We start from the raw sequence: 18,154 nt of genomic DNA on the forward strand, positions 1-18,154 counted from the left end.
TTATATTTATAAGACAATTATTACTTAATATCCTGGATTTTGAGTCAGATTTCCATTTACAGAAAGATCTGTTACCGGAATAGGGAAAATGTTACGAGTATTATCTACTCCTACACCTTCCAATACTCCTCCCTTGAATGGCCAGCGATAAGATCCAGATGTATATAATCCATAGCGAATGAGGTCTGTACGTCGAGTTCCTTCCCAATACAATTCACGAGAACGCTCATCCAATATAAAGTCTGTTGTAAGTTCAGTAGATGTAATAGCACCTGAGTCGTCTCCATATCCACGTTTGCGAAGCTCGTTTACATATCCCAGAGCAGTATTTTTATCACCTCCTGCTCCTCCACGAAGAACCGCTTCAGCATACATCAGATATACATCTCCTAAGCGCAACATAGGAAAATCTGTATCAGGGAATTGAGTATCCGAAGCCAAACTTCCATTTGATTTTACATTCTTAAATTTGTATACAGCCCAACCCTCACTGGTAAATGTTCCTAGAGGTGTAGTTTTTATTTCCACAGAACGGCCTTCAGAGTAGAATATGCCTCGCTTATCTATAATATTTGCTGCAGTTTTATTATTACTTGAGAATGCAAACTTATTCACTAAGTTTTGTGTTGAACGAGTTCCATCCCATCCTGAACTAACCCCGTCAGTAGCTAATACATATTCAGCACCACCACGAGAAGAACAAATAAGGAATGTCATACCTCCCCAAGTTTTAGTTGCTGCCCCATCAAAACAAATAGGGAAGATTATTTCATTTTTAGCAACCACGTTATTATCTGCTTTAAATATGTTTGAATAATCTGCAGTCAATGCATATCCGCCGGCAATAACTTTATTACATGCTGTTATACATTCTGTATACATCGCTTTTCCTGTATATACTTCTGCATTCAGGTAGGCACGTGCAAGTAAAGCATTTACAGCACCTTGATCAGCACGCCCATATATACCCTGACGTGCAGCCGGAAGATCTTTTTCTATCTCTGTTAATTCTTTTACTATCCAGCCAAAGAGCTCTTCTCTACTTAATGGGGACGGAGATACTGAATAATTACTCTCTGTGATAAAAGGAGGTCTAGCATATTGATCCATCAACACATAGTAAGCCAATGCTCTACAAAAACGAGCTTCTGCACGCAATTGAGTAGGATTAGCATCCGTTGGGGCATTTCCTACCTGTTTCAGATATTCGTTAGCCAATGCTACAATAAACATACATCTTTGGTAAACGCCTTCTATAGATTCATTCTTAGAATTAGACCAAGTCATGTTGTTGATTTCTGGAACCCATGAGTCGTTTGCCCATGCTACTTTACACTCATCGGTAGACACTTCTTGCAGGTTCCACCATGAACGCAACAACTGAGCATTCCCCGGATCGAGATTTTCAATATCGGAACTTCCTTCACCATCTTGTCCACTAATAGCCCATACTGAATATATTTTCATTAATCCTTTGGTATAACTGGCAGCATCAGAATAAGCTATTTCGCCAGTCACTACATTCTCATCCAACGGCTGTACATCTAAGTCTCCCAAACAAGAGCTTAAAGTCAACGCTAATCCGCTAAATAATGTCAATAAATATTTTGCTTTCATTTTCATGTCAATTAAAAGTTAAGATTTAAACCAAATGTATAGGTTCTTGGACGTGGCCATATATTCCTATCAATGCCAAGATAATCTTTATTATTAGAGCTTTCAGGATCAATTCCACTATAATTGGTGATAGTAAATACATTCTGAACAGAAAAACTTACACGTCCGGATAGTTTATTAAACAATATATTTTTGAAACTATAGCCAAATGTCAGATTATCCAATTTTAGGAACGATGCATTCTCTAGGAAGTAATCAGACAGCTGCTGCTCTGTTCCATTCTTATGAGTAAATCCGGTTTCATACACTCCTGTATAAATATTAGAAAGGAATCCTTGATTGTTGAAAGTCAATGGCGTTGAATTTTGTGCAGCAAAAGCATTATATACATAATTACCTAAATTAGCACGTAAATTAAACCCTAAATCAAAATCTTTATATCTGAATGTTGAGCTAAATCCCATAAATACTTTTGGCATAGGACTCTTTCCTGTCAGGTAACGATCGGCCTCTGTAATTTGTCCATCTTTATTACGATCTACAAATACATTTTGAAGAGGCTTTCCATCTTCCCCATAAACCTGCTGATATAACCAGAAAGTATTAGGAGCATATCCTGTTTGATGTTTTTGTGTGCGAAGTCCTGTTCCATAACCAGGGTCTCCGATTTGTATACCCGGATAATCAGGGTTGTAAGATGCTGTCAACTTAGTAATCTCACTCTTATTCCACGTAATATTATAACCTAGATCCCATGAAAAATCGTTAGTTTCTATAGCTACAGCATTGATATTAAACTCAACTCCATTATTTTTCATTGTACCAACGTTAGCTACAATTACATTAGAGAAGTTAGTTCCTGCAGGAGAATCTATTGTATTAAGCAAATCTTTTGTCTTCTTTTGATAATATTCGATGCTACCATTAATACGATTATTCAAAAATCCAAAATCAATACCAAAGTTTGTCGTAGCAGTTTGCTCCCATTTTAGATTTGGATTATATCCATCAGGTTTCAGTAGACCCGACCCTAAATATGTTCCATTCGGATTTGTTCCAAAAATATAAGATGGGATATAAGCATAATCCTTACCTATATCTTGTTGACCTGTAACTCCATATCCTACACGCAATTTCAAATTAGATAATGCATCAATTTTACCGTGCATAAATGGTTCCTTGGAAATTGTCCAAGCAAATGCTGCAGATGGGAATAAACCCCAACGATTATCTTTACTGAAACGAGAAGAACCATCATCACGCAAAGTTGCTGTCAATAAATAGCGATCCATGAAGTTATAGTTCAACCTACCGAAGAATGATATCAAATAGTTTTCAGAAGGAATTTTTCGACTAGCTGTCCAAACATATTGACTAGTAGATTCATTGTATTCAAATCCATTTATAGTTCCAATAGATTTTGTTGAATTAGAGAACGTTTTATCAAAATCTGATTTATAAAAATGTTGATAAGAATAACCACCCATTATATCAACATTACTCTTTATCGACTCAAAATACTTATTATAGTTCAGATAAAAGTCTAACAATTGATTTCGGCGCAAGTTATCCCAAGATGTATATCTTCCTATATTCGGCAGATCCGAATCTTTCGCTGCTTGGTATGACCCTGCTGAAGGTCCGTTATTACCTGTAGAAGTAGCAATATCATAACCCAGATTTAAATTAGCACGTAGTTCAGGTAAGAAGTGGAATTTATAATCAAGCTGAATATTTCCTAAACTGCGTTTAGTTTTTCCAGAGTTGTCGACATCATATAACAATGCCAATGGATTGACAGGAGCTAACTTGTTCGGTTCAGTTCCTTGCATGTGATTCCAATAGCCATGATATCCATTTTCATCATAAATTGGTTTTGTCGGATCATAAAAAGCTGCAGCACCTACTGCTCCGGAATCTGCATATCTATTATTATTTATTGTTCCTTTAACATTAATATTTACACTCAAATGATCATTAAGAAACTTCGGACTCAAGCTAACACTTCCCGTAAAACGCTCATAATTTGAAGTTTGCAACGTTCCATCTTCATTTGTATAACCCACTGACACCCGGTATGGCAATATTCCTGCTTTTCCGCTAAATCCCAAGTTATGGTCTGTACTAAAGGCTGTACGGAAGATTTCATCTTGCCAGTTTGTCGATTGATCTGGATATTTATTCAACAGTTCTTGAGCATTATCTCCTGCATCTGTTCCTTTAGGATAATAAGTAGAAATTACATCACGGAATTCTTGAGCATTCATCGTTTTAATTTTCTTATAAGGGTCATTAAAACTATATGTGCTACTATAAGAGATTTTCACTCCTTTAGATTGGCTTCCTTTTTTTGTTGTAATAATAATTACACCGTTTGATGCCCTTGAACCAAAGATCGCTGTAGCAGAAGCATCTTTCAACACTGTGAATGATTCAATATCATTCGGATTGATTGTAGCTAAAGCATTTGGAGTTCCCGGAGCAGCATCATTCGATGTAGGAATACCATCAATAACGATCAAAGGATCATTACTTGCACTTAAAGATGCACCACTACGAATACGGATTGTAGAACCCGAACCCGGAGCACCATTCCCCGGCTGCACAAACAAACCGGAAACCTTACCTTGTAGCATTTGCTGCGGTGATGTTATTGCTCCTTTGTTTATCTCTTCTGCCTTGATTGCAACGATTGACCCACTAAGGTCTTCTTTCTTCACACTACCATATCCGATTACTACAACCTCTTTCAACATTTCGGTATCTTCCTCCAATGTGACATTAATTGTAGATTTTCCGGCTACAGAAACTTCTTGTGATTTGAATCCTACATAAGTGAACACTAACGTACCGTTAGAAGGTACATTGATTGCATAATTACCATCAACATCAGTTACAGTACCTATGGTTGTACCCTTAACAACAACACTACCACTAATGATAGGTTCGCCGTTATTGTCCTTCACATTACCCTTAACTGTGATATTTCCGCCTTGCGCAAAAATATTTGATGTTGACACCAATATTCCTAACATAAATAGTAGGAATACATTTAAACATCTGTTCTTAATCTTTCTTTTCATGCGAAATAATATTAAGATTAACATTAATATTGATTAGTTTATTACTTATTTCTATATAATCGGTTTATATATTCTATCGTGCATAACATACTATTCGTATTCAATAAAATTCTGATCAACCCTGAATTTTGAATAGAGGACAGAAGAGACAAATGTTATATTTTGTATATTTTTAAATAAATCTTGGCTTAGATTTAACATTAGAAACACTTGTATTTTCATGACATTTTAGGATTATAGTACAAATATGAGAAGACCTATTTTGTTTTGTATCAAAAGATTTTATAAAAAGCTGCTTTTTGTTATGCAAACGATTGCAATCGGATTGTAACATATATTTTGTTTATCAACCTTTTATAATCTTTAATATAACCATTATACACAATATATTAAATGAATGTGTACATTTGCGATTATATGCTGGACATTTGCAATTAGCAAAACTTATTTCGAAACGAAGACAATTTCTATACGATATATATATACAATTATAGAAGACTCTAAATTGCCGTCCCCTGTACACTAAAAGAAATAATATAAACTCAATATATGTTAAACAAAAAAGCTGAATGGGTTGTTTAAGATTTGACTACAATTAATTATTTATGAATAACATAAGAAGTATTTTATCTATCACCTTACTTAGTACATTACTACTATGCGCCTGTAAAAAAACTCAAGTCGAGGCTCCAATTGTTGAAGTTGAAACTGTAACAACAGATAATTTCGAAATATACGGAGAATACGTAGGTCTTATTAAAGCATCACGCAATGTGGAAATTCATGCACGTGTAGAGGGATTCCTCGAAAAGATGACCTTTAATGAAGGAAAAGGAGTGAAGGCGGGAGAACCTTTATTTTACATTAACGACAGAACTTACAAAGCTAAAGTTGAAAAAGCAAAAGCAAAGCTCAAAAGAGATGAAGCGCAAGCTCTAAAAGCAGAAAGTGATCTCAAAAGGATAGAACCTTTATATAATCAAAATGCTGCCAGCAGGCTAGACCTTGACAATGCAGTAGCTGCACTGAATATGTCAAAAGCTGATGTGGCTATGAGTAAAGCCGATTTGGAACAAGCCGAATTGGAATTAAGTTATACAGTGGTACGGTCTCCCCTATCCGGCTATATTAGTGAGCGGTATGTAGACATAGGCACTTTGGTAGGAAATTCGAAGTCGTTATTGGCTACAGTAGTTAAAAGAGATACCGTATTGGTCGATTTCAAACTTACTTCTCTCGACTATCTAAGAAGTCAACGCAGGAATGTGCATCTTGGGGAACTCGATACAACTCGGTCGTGGCAGCCAACTGTTACTGTTACGCTTGCAGACAACTCTGTATACAGCGAAAAAGGAATTGTAGACTTTGCATCCCCCCTTGTTGACCCTAAAACAGGAACTTTTGGCGTTCGTGCCGTATTGCCTAATCCCAATCAGGTTCTTCTACCGGGACAATTCACGCGTGTAAAACTATTACTAAATGTATTGGAGAATGTTGTTGTTATCCCCCGCAAAGCTATTTCGATAGAAAAAGGAGGAGCTCATATATTCGTTATACGTCCGGACAATATAGTGGAAAAACGCTATGTAGAGACGGGCCCCGAACATGATAATAAGATAGTAGTTATCCGTGGATTGAGCCCGAATGAACACATTGTTGTAGAAGGATATCAAAAGCTTACTCACGGACAAAAGGTTATATCGAGGAGTACTAAAGAGGAAGCAAAAATAGAGGCTCTCGAGAAAGCGGATGAAAAAAAGAAGGAGGATAAAAAATGAAGCCGGGATTATTTATAGACAGGCCTGTACTTTCTACCGTTTTATCCTTACTTATTGTTATTATAGGTATCATTGGGCTGGTACTATTGCCTATCGAACAGTATCCGCAAATAACACCTCCCGTTGTAAAAATAGGAGCTTCTTACCCGGGAGCAAATGCCACAACAGTTTCTCAAGCAGTGGCAACACCCATCGAACAAGAGTTGAACGGTACGCCGGGTATGATATATATGGAATCAAGCAGTTCCAACTCGGGAGGACTATCCATCACCGTTACGTTTGATGTAAACACCAATGCTGACCTCGCCGCTGTAGAGATACAAAACAGGGTAAAGTTAGCCGAAAGTCGTCTACCGGCTGAAGTTCTACAAGGTGGGATTTCTGTTGAAAAGCAAGCACCCGGACAATTGATGACTATTGCTTTGACATCTGACGATCCTAAATATGACGAGATATACTTAAGCAACTATGCAACTATAAATATACTGGACGTTATCAGGCGTATACCCGGAGTGGGACGTGTTTCGAATGTCGGTAGCCGATATTATGGCATGCAAATATGGGTATATCCCGACAGGCTCGCCAGTTTTGGACTAACAATCAAAGATTTGCAAGATGCTCTTAAAGATCAGAATAGAGAATCTGCTGCCGGCGAACTCGGTAAACAACCGATAGTCCACGTAGATGTGACTATGCCTATCACAGCACAAGGACGTTTGTCTACAGTGAGTGAATTCGAAGATATTGTAGTAAAAGCCAACAACGATGGCTCTTTTATCCGTATGAGAGACGTAGCAAGAGTGTCTCTGGAGGCATCATCATATAGTACCGAGAGTGGATTGAACGGTAAATATGCAACCATGTTGAGCATCTATCTCCTTCCTGGTGCTAATGCGATGGAAGTAGCGGATGAAATAAAGGCAGCCATGGGAAATATAAAACAAGATTTTCCCGAAGGCTTAGATTATCTGATCCCGTTCGACATGACAGAATACATCGGAGAATCTATTCATGAAGTTTATAAAACATTGTTCGAAGCTCTGACGCTTGTTATTATAGTAGTATTCCTTTCACTACAAAACTGGCGTGCGGCTATTATCCCGATAGTTGCCGTGCCTATTTCCTTGATCGGCACATTCGGATTTATGCTTATGATGGGATTCTCCCTTAATATGCTAACTCTTCTAGGATTGGTTTTGGCGATCGGTATTGTTGTGGATGATGCGATTGTGGTCGTCGAGAACGTAGAACGTATTATGGAGCAGAAGGGGGTAAACGCACGGGAAGCCACACACAGAGCAATGAAGGAATTGACAGGCGCTTTGATTGCCACATCGTTAGTATTGGCTGCTGTATTCGTTCCGGTAAGCTTCCTTGATGGAATAACAGGAGCACTCTACAGGCAATTTTCTGTAACGATTGTAGTATCGGTACTTATATCTGCAGTAGTAGCCCTAACCCTTAGCCCTGCCATGTGTGCTATAATATTAAAGCCATCGAAAAAGAAAAAGCACTTCATCTTCCGCAAAATAAATATCTGGCTAGGGAATGGCAATAAGAAATATGCCAATATCTTACTAAAGGTTATAAACAACCCTAGACGTACGATGGCAGCATTTGGTATGGTGCTTGTATTTATTTTCGTATTGAATAAAATAGTCCCTACCAGTTTTATTCCCCAAGAAGACCAAGGTTATTTTACCGTAGAGCTTGAAATGCCCGAAGGAACAACACTCGAGCGTATGCGAACAGTTACAGATAGAGCAGTAGCCTATCTTGACAATCACGAAGCGGTAGAATATGTACAAAATGTAACAGGATCAAGCCCTCGTGTAGGAACCAATCAGGGACGCACAACGTTGACGGTTATCCTTAAACCGTGGAAAGAAAGAAGTACGGGTGTGGATCAGGTAATGCGTGATGCACAAAAAGAATTTTATAATTACCCCGAAATAAGAGCATTTGTGAGTCGCCCTCCCGTCATTCCGGGACTCGGATCGGCTGGAGGTGTAGAGATGAAGCTTCAAGCCCGCTCCGATGCTCAGTGGGACGATCTGGTGGCTGCGTCTGATACGTTTATGTATTATGTCAATAAGTCTAAGATCATTTCAAATGTTTCTTCCTCTCTACAATCAGAAATACCTCAACTATATTTTGACGTGGATCGAGACCAGGCAATGCTGCTCGGAGTGCCAATGTCTGATATTTTTTCAACGATGAAAGCCTATCTGGGGTCAGTATATGTAAATGACTTTAATATGTTTAACCGCATATACAAAGTATACATTCAGGCCGATCAATCATACAGGGCAACAGCCAGCGATATTAACCTGTTTTTCGTAAAAACGAAAAGCGGCGACATGGTTCCGCTTACAGCTTTGGGTAAAACAAGCTATACTACAGGACCGGGGAATATCTCACGCTTCAATATGTACACATCGGCATCTATGCAGGTTACCCCTTCGGCAGGACATAGCTCGGGGCAAGCGATGAGCGAAATTGTAAACATCGCAAAAGAACACCTCCCCGCCAATATCGGGGTAGCGTGGAGCGGTCTCTCTTTTCAGGAACAAAAGGCCAGCGGGCAAACAGGTACAGTCTTGGTACTGGTTCTAATATTTGTATTCTTGTTTTTGGCAGCATTATACGAAAGTTGGACTGTACCAATTTCCGTTATATTATCCTTACCTATTGCTGCGTTAGGGGCATTTATCGGTATTTGGATATTAGGACTGGATAATGATGTATATTTTCAGATCGGACTAGTAACCTTAATAGGATTAGCAGCTAAAAATGCTATCCTGATCGTAGAATTTGCCAAAATACAGGTCGATGCAGGTATGCAACCGATATTTGCGGCGATGCAAGCAGCAAAATTACGTTTCCGACCGATATTGATGACATCTTTAGCATTCGTACTCGGTATGCTACCGATGGTAATAGCTTCCGGACCGGGATCAGCCAGTAGGCATTCGATAGGAACAGGTGTATTTTTCGGTATGATTGTAGCTATTACATTAGGAATAATACTTGTCCCATTCTTCTTTGTGATAGTATATAAAGTAAAGGATAAGTTTAAGATTCCGGAACTTAAGTTTCCTAAATTCCAAAAAATAAAGAAACTTATAAAAAGAGATAACAATGAATAAACTTACATATATACTACTCATTTCCACAGTATTATTCTCATCTTGTAAAATAGGTCAGAAATATGAACAGCCGGAAATGAATATACCTCAGGCATTTGATGCAAAAATAACGAATGAGGGAAATGCTTCTGACATCGGATGGAGCGCCCTATATAAGGATTCTGTATTACAAGGACTCATCACAAAAGCTCTCGACCACAACAAAGACATGCTCATAGCGGCTGCCCGTATAAAAGAAATGGCTGCAAACAAACGGATATCATTTGCAAACCTATTCCCTGAAGTAGGGGCTGAAGTCGCAGGACAAAAGGAATATCTGAACTATGGAGGCGATTCGAAGAAATATTCACCTGAGCTTAGAGCCAATCTTAATGTATCGTGGGAGTTGGATATATGGGGCAAACTGAGATGGGCCAACGAAGCCGGAGTTGCTGCATATCTGCAAACGGTAGAAGCGCAAAAAGCTATGCACTTAACCATTGTGGCACAGGTTGCTCAGGCATATTTTGAATTAAAAGCATTAGATAAAGAACTTACAATAGTGAAACAGACTCTGGATGCCAGACGTGAAGGAGTTCGTTTTGCCAAATTGCGCTACGAAGGTGGTTTGACATCTGAAATACCATACAGGCAAAGCCTTGTTGAACTTGCCCGTACCGAAACGCTGATTCCAAATCTCGAAAATGAGATAAAGCTGAAAGAGAATGACCTTTTTGTACTCGTTGGAGAATTTCCCATCGGAAACATTCCCAGAGGGAAAGATGACATTAGCCACCTGCAAGTTCCAGCCAGCCTACCTATCGACTTACCGTCGTCGCTACTGAAACGCCGTCCGGATATGATACAGGCAGAGCAAAAGCTGATAGAGGCTAATGCTAAAGTAGGGATGGCCTACACGGATATGTTTCCTTCGTTAAGACTTACAGGGCGTTTAGGTGGAGAAAATACCGAACTGACAGACTTTCTTAAAAGTCCGACATGGTTTATCTCGGGAGTACTTACCGGCCCTATATTCAATATGGGCAAAAACAAAGCAAGACATAATGCGGCAAAGGCTGCATACGAGCAAGAAGTATATAGCTACGAAAAATCTGTATTGAATGTATTTAAGGAAGTAAACAACTCTATCATTACGTTCAATAAAATGAAAGAGGTATATCTGTCACAAGAAGCTTTATACAATTCAGCTAACTCTTATCACGAGCTGGCTAAGTTACAATATGTAAACGGAGCTGTTAAGTATATCGATGTCCTGGATGCACAACGTCAGTTGTTCGATGCCGAGATAGCTTTGAATAATGCTACGTTAAACGAACTCTATTCGTTAGTTGCTCTCTACAAAGCATTGGGCGGAGGGCTTAATAGGGACTAAAAAAACTGTCTGAAAAGAAGACTCAGAATGACAATAGACAATACAAATCTTCTTTTCAGACAGTTTTAATTATATTATTTATCAGTTACCGGTGCCTTCTACTTTCTTTATTTGTTCTTCGGCTTTATCTCTCAAGTTCTGACCTTGCTTTTTAGCTTCTTCTACAAGCTTCTTTCCTGCCGCCTTAGCTGCGGCTTTTGCAAGAGGATTACTTCCTGCCTTTTCTTCCAAAGCCTGTGATTGTTTCTCAGCCTCAGCCACCAACTTTGTTGCCGTCGCATCCGCTTCCGATCTAATCCTTTCTATTTGTTTCGCTTTTTCTTCAGACACCTTCGCTGAAACATCAGCTCCTTTCTCTCCACCCAAAAGCTCATTTACGGCAGACGAAGCAGCTCCGGCAACCAACGCCTTGGTGTCTATTCCAATTTTGGGATTTGTAAATGTACCGCCTATTGTAATCGGCACAGACGACACGTAATGGTTTGCCAACGATTTAGGAAGCGTAACAGTGCCTTTGTAGTCGATGCTTTGATCAAGACCTGTTGCCCCCTCTAATTTCATAATGCCACCATTGCCAAAGTTTACATTGAAAGGCTTTGTATTCAGTTTTCCATTATTTATAGTAAACGGCAAATTCAAATCTTTTGTGGAGAATGACTTCAAAGCATCAGTCTTCAATGAAGAAGACAAAGCGGTCAAAGCCTCAACACCTTCTATCTTTACATCATTGGTTTGTAATGCACCACTACCAGTAAGACTTGCTAAAGTCTGCATAATTGTCTCACCTAAAGATGTATTAAATTTGAAGTTCATAGAATATGTTCCTCCTAATTTTTCGAATATAGGAGCAAATTTTTGCACTGATTCGACCGACTTGAATGTTTCAGCAAACGATACTTTCGATAAAGCCAGATCAAAGTTAACCTTCGGAGTTTTAGGGCTTGATGTATCATACGTTCCGCTAACCTTACAAGAACCACCCAAAGCATTAGCTCCAACATTATTAAGAGTAAGCACTCCATTTTTAACAGTCATATTGCCAACCATATTTGTAATGTTCATTTTTCCATATACAATTTGGTTGAGAGCGGCGTTCAATACAAAATCTATATTTTTAGGAATAATAATGTCTTCTGTTGTTGATGATGCTGTTTCTTCTGTTCCGGCAGTTTCGCTACTGATAAAATCATTCGCATTCAGATAGTTTGATTTTATATTCAACTGACCTTTCAGTGTTTGATCTTTCAATGCATATGCAATAAAATTCTCGAGACGTCCTGTAGCTGACAGATCATTTTTGCCAATCTTCAGGTTCAGTGACGATAGATTTACATAGCGTGGCGAAAATTCCAATCCGGCATCGTTAATCACCACATCTTGCATGTCTTGAGACTTATAAGTCATATTGCTCAATTTCAAACTGCCTGCTGCCGACACATTCTCATATTGTTCTTTTTCGATTGCAGACATCCGAGCTGCAACATTCAGATTAGCAATCATCTTACCATTTAAAGCTGTTCCTTTTTCTAACGGATATACATCTTTAATCATACCTAAATCAATCGTACCATTTGCCTGAGCTTTCAGATTGGGATCGCTCATCGGAGTGGACACATTCAGGCTTCCCGAGAAAGGATTACCTCCCAAATTGAAACTAAACTTGCTGATATCAATAATCATATTATCTAACGAGCCTCCTTTACTGTTTATCGCCATAGCAACATTTATATTATTGACAGCTTTGGGTAAAGAAGGGTATTGGAACATCGCATCGTTCACTATTATCTTTACATCAAACGCTGGATAACTATCACCATGCATAAGACCTTTGATATATGCCTCCAACTTTGCAGTTCCTGACGTTTTCACATCTTTAAAATCGGCTGTATACATAGCCGGAACAAGAGATAAGATATCTTTAAATTGGGTATCCGGCGCATTCAGCTTAAGATCGAACTCCATATCTTCATAATCCTTGCCCACCATAGCAAAAGTACCGTCAATAGATGCTTTAAGATCATTTAGTTGTAGGTTACTTTCTTTAAAGGAGAATTGCATCTTATCAAGATTAGCATTGATGGTAGCATCGGCCACACCTTGTATTTTATTCAAATATGGAATGCCATCCATAACAAATGTAACTTCGCCGATAGTAGAATTCGTATTTAATGTTGTTTCGCTAGCCGAAAAATCGCCATGCAGGTCTCCATTCCATTTATTAAGTGTCACTTTCATCTTTGTAGAATCGTTCTGATAAACAAAACTACAATCGTTGACCGTAATTTTTTTCAAATTGAGTTTGAACGCAGATTCACTTTCGGTTGAAGCAGATGCAGTAGAGTCAACCTTCATTATATCCCAGTTGGCACGTCCGTCTTCAAGCACTTTTGTATATATAGAAGCCTTATCCAGATTGATTTTGGATATATTATATTCGCTGCCAAAAAGGCTCATCAAGTCGATAGTAACACTTGCCGATTTAGCACTCAATAGTGTATCTTTCTGAAAGTCTCCGACACCTACTACCGAAGCATCGTTTAGGGAGAGTGTTGCATTAGGGAAATTGGAAAACAAGTTTAGTCCAAAATCCTTAATATCCACTGTAGCGTTTAGTTTTTCGTTTGCGGCATTCAATACGGCAGTTTTGATTTTATCTTTAAACAAGAAAGGAATTGCTATCATAGCCACTATAAGTACAACGACAACAACACCCGCAATAGTTAGAGCTTTTTTCATACTTTTCTCTTCGATTTTTATACTATGTATTTGTGTTTGTTTATTTTATTAACGGTTTATTCGCAATTTTGGTATAAGTCATGTTATGAAATATATTATGTTCGTATATAGTTATATCATGAAAGATTATTCTTGAAAGTTATCATATATTATGAGTAAATGTAATAAAAGAAACATCTCAAAAGTTACAAATAAAAACATACGAACAACTGTCACTTTTGTCACCTTTTGTTCACAAAAACCCACATAACACTATATATACAAGCCGCTTACACAAGAAATGCAAATATACAGAAAGTGACACTATTTTCTGATAAAACGGATATAAATACTCAGTGGTAAATTTTTACCGGATTTTTCAGGAACAATCAGTTCTCCGTAGGTGCGATCTTTGACATCTGGAAAATAATCCTTTATAAGGTTATCGGCTATCACAGCCGAAAAGCCCATAGAGTATAGATTTAGTATAAGAAATGAATTGGAATCCTCCAGCAATTGCGAACAAAGAGACATTATTTCGGCTATATTCTCTTCCAATATCCACTTCTCGCCATCAGGACCACGACCATATGCAGGAGGGTCTAGTATTATCCCATTATATTTCTTACCTCTTTTTACTTCGCGGCGACAAAACTTAAGTGCGTCTTCTACAATCCAGCGTATATCATGCAGATCAGAAGCATCCATATTTTCACGTGACCACGTGATTACTTGCTTCACAGAATCTACATGTGTCACATCAGCTCCTGCACTTTTAGCAGCAATTGAAGCCCCACCTGTATATGCAAAAAGATTCAATACTTTTGGTTCAGAAACATTGAGGCTTTGAACTGTATCGTATATGAAATCCCAGTTCTCCGATTGTTCAGGAAACACCCCTACATGCTTGAAAGATGTAAGACCCAAACGAAACCGAAGCTTCATTTCCTTATATTGATAGTTGATGAACCATTGGTCGGGCATTCCATTTTTTTGTACCCAAACTCCTTTGTCGTTGCCATCTTGAGAAGTCTTCCCTTTCTCCTTCTTGAAAGTGGCATCGGCTGCGTCCTCCCACTCTTTATCGGGCAGAGACTTACGCCATACGGCCTGTGGTTCGGGACGTCGGATAATGTATTTACCAAAACGTTCTAATTTTTCATAATCGCCCGAGTCGATCAGTTCATAATCTTTCCAATGCTGCGGTCTGAGTAATTGCATCTTTATTTCCTTTTATTCAGTCTGAATTTGAAAGCGAAATCAATGCTCAACAAATGTTCGTATTTGAAGATTTTATTGTTTTCTGGGTTCAAGACTACAAAGGTAGGACGATAAATTAATCCGACAGTAAATTTTGAAAAAAAATAAACAAAGATTGTATCTATAAAGAAAACAGCCGAATGGTTGATTCCAGTCGACTGTCTTTCTATAATTTACACATATCAGGTTCTATCTTTTCTTTGATGAGCTTTTGAAAAATGCATTCAACATCTGTTTGGCAATAGGGACAAGCACTGTCGTTGCCATTCTACTCCAAAATCGTTTGTTTTCTACAGCATTCTTTTGGTCAATCTTAGCCTGTTCACGCTGTGCCCTTTCGGCTTCTTTCTGAGCTTTTGCCGTTGCTTTATCCTGCACCGCTTGTTCTTTCTCACTTAAAGTACCTTGCAAACGCTCCGTTAAAATTTCGTAAGCTGATTCTCGATCTACTACTTGTGCATAATGGCGATACAATATAGAACCCTGCGTCATCTGATTACGGGCAGTAGTATCCAATGGTCCGATTTGCCCTTCAGGGGGTAGAATAAAAGCTCTTTCGACCATATTTGGACGTCCTTTTTCATCCAAAAGTGAAACTAAGGCCTCTCCCGTAGCCAGTTCCGAGATTGCCTGTTCTGTATCAAATTTAGGATTCGCTCTGAAAGTTTGCGCCGCAACCTTGACGGCTTTCTGATCTTTCGGCGTATAGGCTCTCAAAGCATGTTGCACACGATTCCCTAGCTGACCTAATACAGAGTCGGGAATGTCTGCAGGAGTCTGTGATATAAAATAGACGCCTATCCCTTTAGAACGAATGAGACGAACCACCTGCTCTATCTTTTCCAATAATGCCTTCGGTGCATCACTAAACAGTAAATGAGCTTCATCGAAAAAGAATACCAGTTTCGGTTTGTCCGGATCACCAACTTCGGGCATTACATCAAACAGTTTGATCATCAGCCACATCAAGAAAGTAGTATATACACGTGGAGAATTCATCAGCTTATCTGCTGCCAATATATTTATAACGCCCTTCTCTCCTACTGTTTGTATCAGATCGTCGATATTCAGATTCGGCTCTCCAAAGAATTTATCAGCACCTTCTTGCTCTAACGCAATTAATCCACGCTGTATAGCTCCAACACTTGCGGTAGAGATATTGCCATAACTCGTTGTAAAACGATTGGCATTGTTTCCTACATATTCCAATAGCTTTTGTAAGTCTTTTAAGTCGATGATATCTAAAGACTCATCTTTCGCCAATTTAAATATAATAGTAAGAACTGCCGATTGAGTGTCATTGAGAGATAAAAGCCTGCTTAATAGAAGCGGCCCCATATCTGCAACGGTGGCTCTGATAGGTGCTCCTTGATCTCCAAAGACATCCCAAAACTGAACAGGGAAATCTTGAAATTTAAATCCTTTGTCTGCCAATTTGTATGATTCTACACGTTGGGTAACGCTCTCCTTATTTCCTCCAACGGCGGCTACACCGGATAAATCGCCCTTCACATCTGCAGCAAATACAGGAACTCCCATTTTACTGAATGTCTCAGCTAAGGTCTGTAACGTCACTGTTTTTCCTGTACCTGTGGCTCCGGTGATAAGTCCGTGTCGATTAGCCATTTTAGGAACCATACAGACTTCCTGTTCGGGAGAAATAGCTATAAAAGCTCTTTTTTCATTATCATACATTGGATTATATTTTTTAAGTTTGTTTTCTTATTATATAAAATCAAAAAGGAGTATAAAAAGTTCGCTAATGGTATTACAAAAATAATTATTTATTGCAATACACATCACCAATCGATATAAAGCTTAATTTTATCAAAAAGAATTTATTGAACACATTCGCTAAAATAAGAAAATGGGTAACAGATAATCCGATAAAAAGCATCATTATTGTCGGTACTTTAGTTCGCTTAGTTGTTGCCTTTTTATATCAGTATATAACCCTCTATCCTGATAGTGAAGGGTATGTAGAGTTAGCTAAGAGAATCCTAATCTTTGATTTTTCAGGCTATGAAGGTCAACGTTCTCCGGGATATCCTATTTTACTTGCGTTGAGTAATATCTCTTATTCTACAACAGGTGCACTACAGTTTATTATAGGAATAGTTACTCTTATTTACTTCTACAAAACATGCCTATCGATGAGGCTGGACAAAAAGATATCTTTTTACTTAACGATTATATTAAGTTGCTACTTACCAACTATTTTTTTCGAGGTTACTATTCTTACCGAAACACTAACATTACTAGTTATAATACTTATATTTTATCTGTTTTTTAGAATTCGAAGCGGACAGTCGAATCAATACATAGGACTAAGTATATTGTGTGGATACCTTGTTTTGATAAAGCCTTTTTATATATTCTTACCCGTAATTCTCTTTTTTATATTATTAAATGGAAGTTCATTTAAGTACCTATTAACCAGACTATCCTTTATCTTAATAATTCCTCTTTTTGTTTTTCTAGGTTGGTCTTATGAAAACAAAAAGAACACTGGATATTTCACTTCTACTACTTTCTACGGATTCAATCTTGCTCAGAACTGTGTCAACTTTGCAGAAAAAACAACACCCGAATATGCTACAATAGGCAATATATATGCCAAGTATAGAGACAATAGAATTTCGGACAAGGAAATAGCAATGACTATCTGGGAAGCATACCCTGAATTGAAATCGGAAACAGGCTTATCGTTCCCTGACTTATCCAAGAGGCTCTATGATTATAGTATCGTTACAATTAAAGAGAACCCGATAGCGTATTTGCAGCAGGTTTTTATCTCGTGGCGTGACTTTTGGAAAACATCACTGTATTGGGAATATGATAAATTTGCTATTCCTCATGCCAATGAAATACTATTGTATATATGTTACTTAGAAAGAATTCTGTTACAATTAATAAAGATTGCGTTTATAATCCTCATCCCTTACAATATATTCAGAGGTATAAAGCAAAAGAAGATTACTCCTCAACTTACAATATCTATAATAGTATTCACTGCCTCGATACTACAAGCTTTTGTTACATACGGAACAAATTCACGATTTAGCTTTCCATTCGAAATGCTTATTGTATTATCTGTCATATTAAATGTTTTAGACATAAGATATAAAAAACTCGAAAGATCTGATATACAATTCGAGTCGGAATAGGCTTGAACGCTGA

The 18,154-nt window shown here is 38.1% G+C and carries 9 protein-coding genes; 4 read left to right on the forward strand and 5 right to left on the reverse strand.

What is annotated here, in order from left to right:
• Nucleotides 1-24 precede the first annotated feature (24 nt).
• Both BGO84_RS15265 and BGO84_RS15270 read right to left on the reverse strand, forming a co-directional pair.
• Nucleotides 25-1,617 carry a RagB/SusD family nutrient uptake outer membrane protein gene (locus BGO84_RS15265; protein WP_135103931.1) on the reverse strand — a complete coding sequence of 531 codons (1,593 nt, stop codon included), beginning with the start codon at nucleotides 1,615-1,617 and terminating at the stop codon, nucleotides 25-27.
• Between the two features lie 11 nt (nucleotides 1,618-1,628).
• Nucleotides 1,629-4,700: a TonB-dependent receptor gene (locus tag BGO84_RS15270; RefSeq protein ID WP_291030475.1), complete on the reverse strand. Its 3,072-nt coding sequence runs from the start codon at nucleotides 4,698-4,700 to the stop codon at nucleotides 1,629-1,631.
• A 605-nt stretch (nucleotides 4,701-5,305) separates the two neighbouring features.
• On the opposite strand from BGO84_RS15270, the gene BGO84_RS15275 reads away from it, so the two are divergent.
• Genes BGO84_RS15275 through BGO84_RS15285 form a run of 3 tightly spaced genes read left to right on the forward strand, consistent with a single transcriptional unit; the run spans nucleotide 5,306 to nucleotide 10,999 of the window.
• Nucleotides 5,306-6,478, forward strand: a complete 1,173-nt coding sequence (locus BGO84_RS15275) for an efflux RND transporter periplasmic adaptor subunit (RefSeq protein WP_291030478.1) — start codon at nucleotides 5,306-5,308, stop codon at nucleotides 6,476-6,478.
• Nucleotides 6,475-9,627: a multidrug efflux RND transporter permease subunit gene (locus tag BGO84_RS15280; protein ID WP_291030480.1), complete on the forward strand. Its 3,153-nt coding sequence runs from the start codon at nucleotides 6,475-6,477 to the stop codon at nucleotides 9,625-9,627. The genes BGO84_RS15275 and BGO84_RS15280 overlap by 4 nt, the downstream gene beginning before the upstream one ends.
• Complete coding sequence (locus BGO84_RS15285) at nucleotides 9,620-10,999, forward strand: efflux transporter outer membrane subunit (RefSeq protein ID WP_135103927.1); 1,380 nt, start codon at nucleotides 9,620-9,622, stop codon at nucleotides 10,997-10,999. Before BGO84_RS15280 ends, BGO84_RS15285 begins: the two co-directional genes overlap by 8 nt.
• An 81-nt stretch (nucleotides 11,000-11,080) precedes the next feature.
• Here BGO84_RS15285 and BGO84_RS15290 read toward each other — a convergent pair whose 3' ends face one another.
• From BGO84_RS15290 to BGO84_RS15300, 3 genes are all read right to left on the reverse strand, one after another.
• Nucleotides 11,081-13,735, reverse strand: coding sequence for an AsmA-like C-terminal region-containing protein (locus BGO84_RS15290; protein ID WP_291030482.1), 2,655 nt, complete (start codon nucleotides 13,733-13,735; stop codon nucleotides 11,081-11,083).
• 303 nt (nucleotides 13,736-14,038) lie between these two features.
• Nucleotides 14,039-14,935, reverse strand: a complete 897-nt coding sequence (locus BGO84_RS15295) for a class I SAM-dependent methyltransferase (RefSeq protein WP_291030484.1) — start codon at nucleotides 14,933-14,935, stop codon at nucleotides 14,039-14,041.
• 228 nt (nucleotides 14,936-15,163) lie between these two features.
• Nucleotides 15,164-16,669, reverse strand: coding sequence for a helicase HerA-like domain-containing protein (locus BGO84_RS15300; RefSeq protein ID WP_291030486.1), 1,506 nt, complete (start codon nucleotides 16,667-16,669; stop codon nucleotides 15,164-15,166).
• Between the two features lie 146 nt (nucleotides 16,670-16,815).
• On the opposite strand from BGO84_RS15300, the gene BGO84_RS15305 reads away from it, so the two are divergent.
• The gene (locus BGO84_RS15305) at nucleotides 16,816-18,141 is read left to right on the forward strand and encodes a hypothetical protein (RefSeq protein ID WP_291030488.1); all 1,326 of its coding nucleotides are present in this window, start codon (nucleotides 16,816-16,818) and stop codon (nucleotides 18,139-18,141) included.
• Nucleotides 18,142-18,154 lie beyond the last annotated feature (13 nt).

The sequence above is a fragment of the Dysgonomonas sp. 37-18 genome (assembly GCF_001899125.1).
In the GTDB taxonomy this organism is placed as follows: Bacteria; Bacteroidota; Bacteroidia; order Bacteroidales; family Dysgonomonadaceae; genus Dysgonomonas.

Bases quoted from the DNA above. Each gene is read 5' to 3' on its own strand.
- BGO84_RS15295 (WP_291030484.1), bottom strand. From the start codon at position 14,935: ATGCAATTACTCAGACCGCAGCATTGGAAAGATTATGAACTGATCGAC.
- BGO84_RS15270 (WP_291030475.1), bottom strand. From the start codon at position 4,700: ATGAAAAGAAAGATTAAGAACAGATGTTTAAATGTATTCCTACTATTT.
- BGO84_RS15280 (WP_291030480.1), top strand. From the start codon at position 6,475: ATGAAGCCGGGATTATTTATAGACAGGCCTGTACTTTCTACCGTTTTA.
- BGO84_RS15285 (WP_135103927.1), top strand. From the start codon at position 9,620: ATGAATAAACTTACATATATACTACTCATTTCCACAGTATTATTCTCA.
- BGO84_RS15265 (WP_135103931.1), bottom strand. From the start codon at position 1,617: ATGAAAGCAAAATATTTATTGACATTATTTAGCGGATTAGCGTTGACT.
- BGO84_RS15300 (WP_291030486.1), bottom strand. From the start codon at position 16,669: ATGTATGATAATGAAAAAAGAGCTTTTATAGCTATTTCTCCCGAACAG.
- BGO84_RS15275 (WP_291030478.1), top strand. From the start codon at position 5,306: ATGAATAACATAAGAAGTATTTTATCTATCACCTTACTTAGTACATTA.
- BGO84_RS15290 (WP_291030482.1), bottom strand. From the start codon at position 13,735: ATGAAAAAAGCTCTAACTATTGCGGGTGTTGTTGTCGTTGTACTTATA.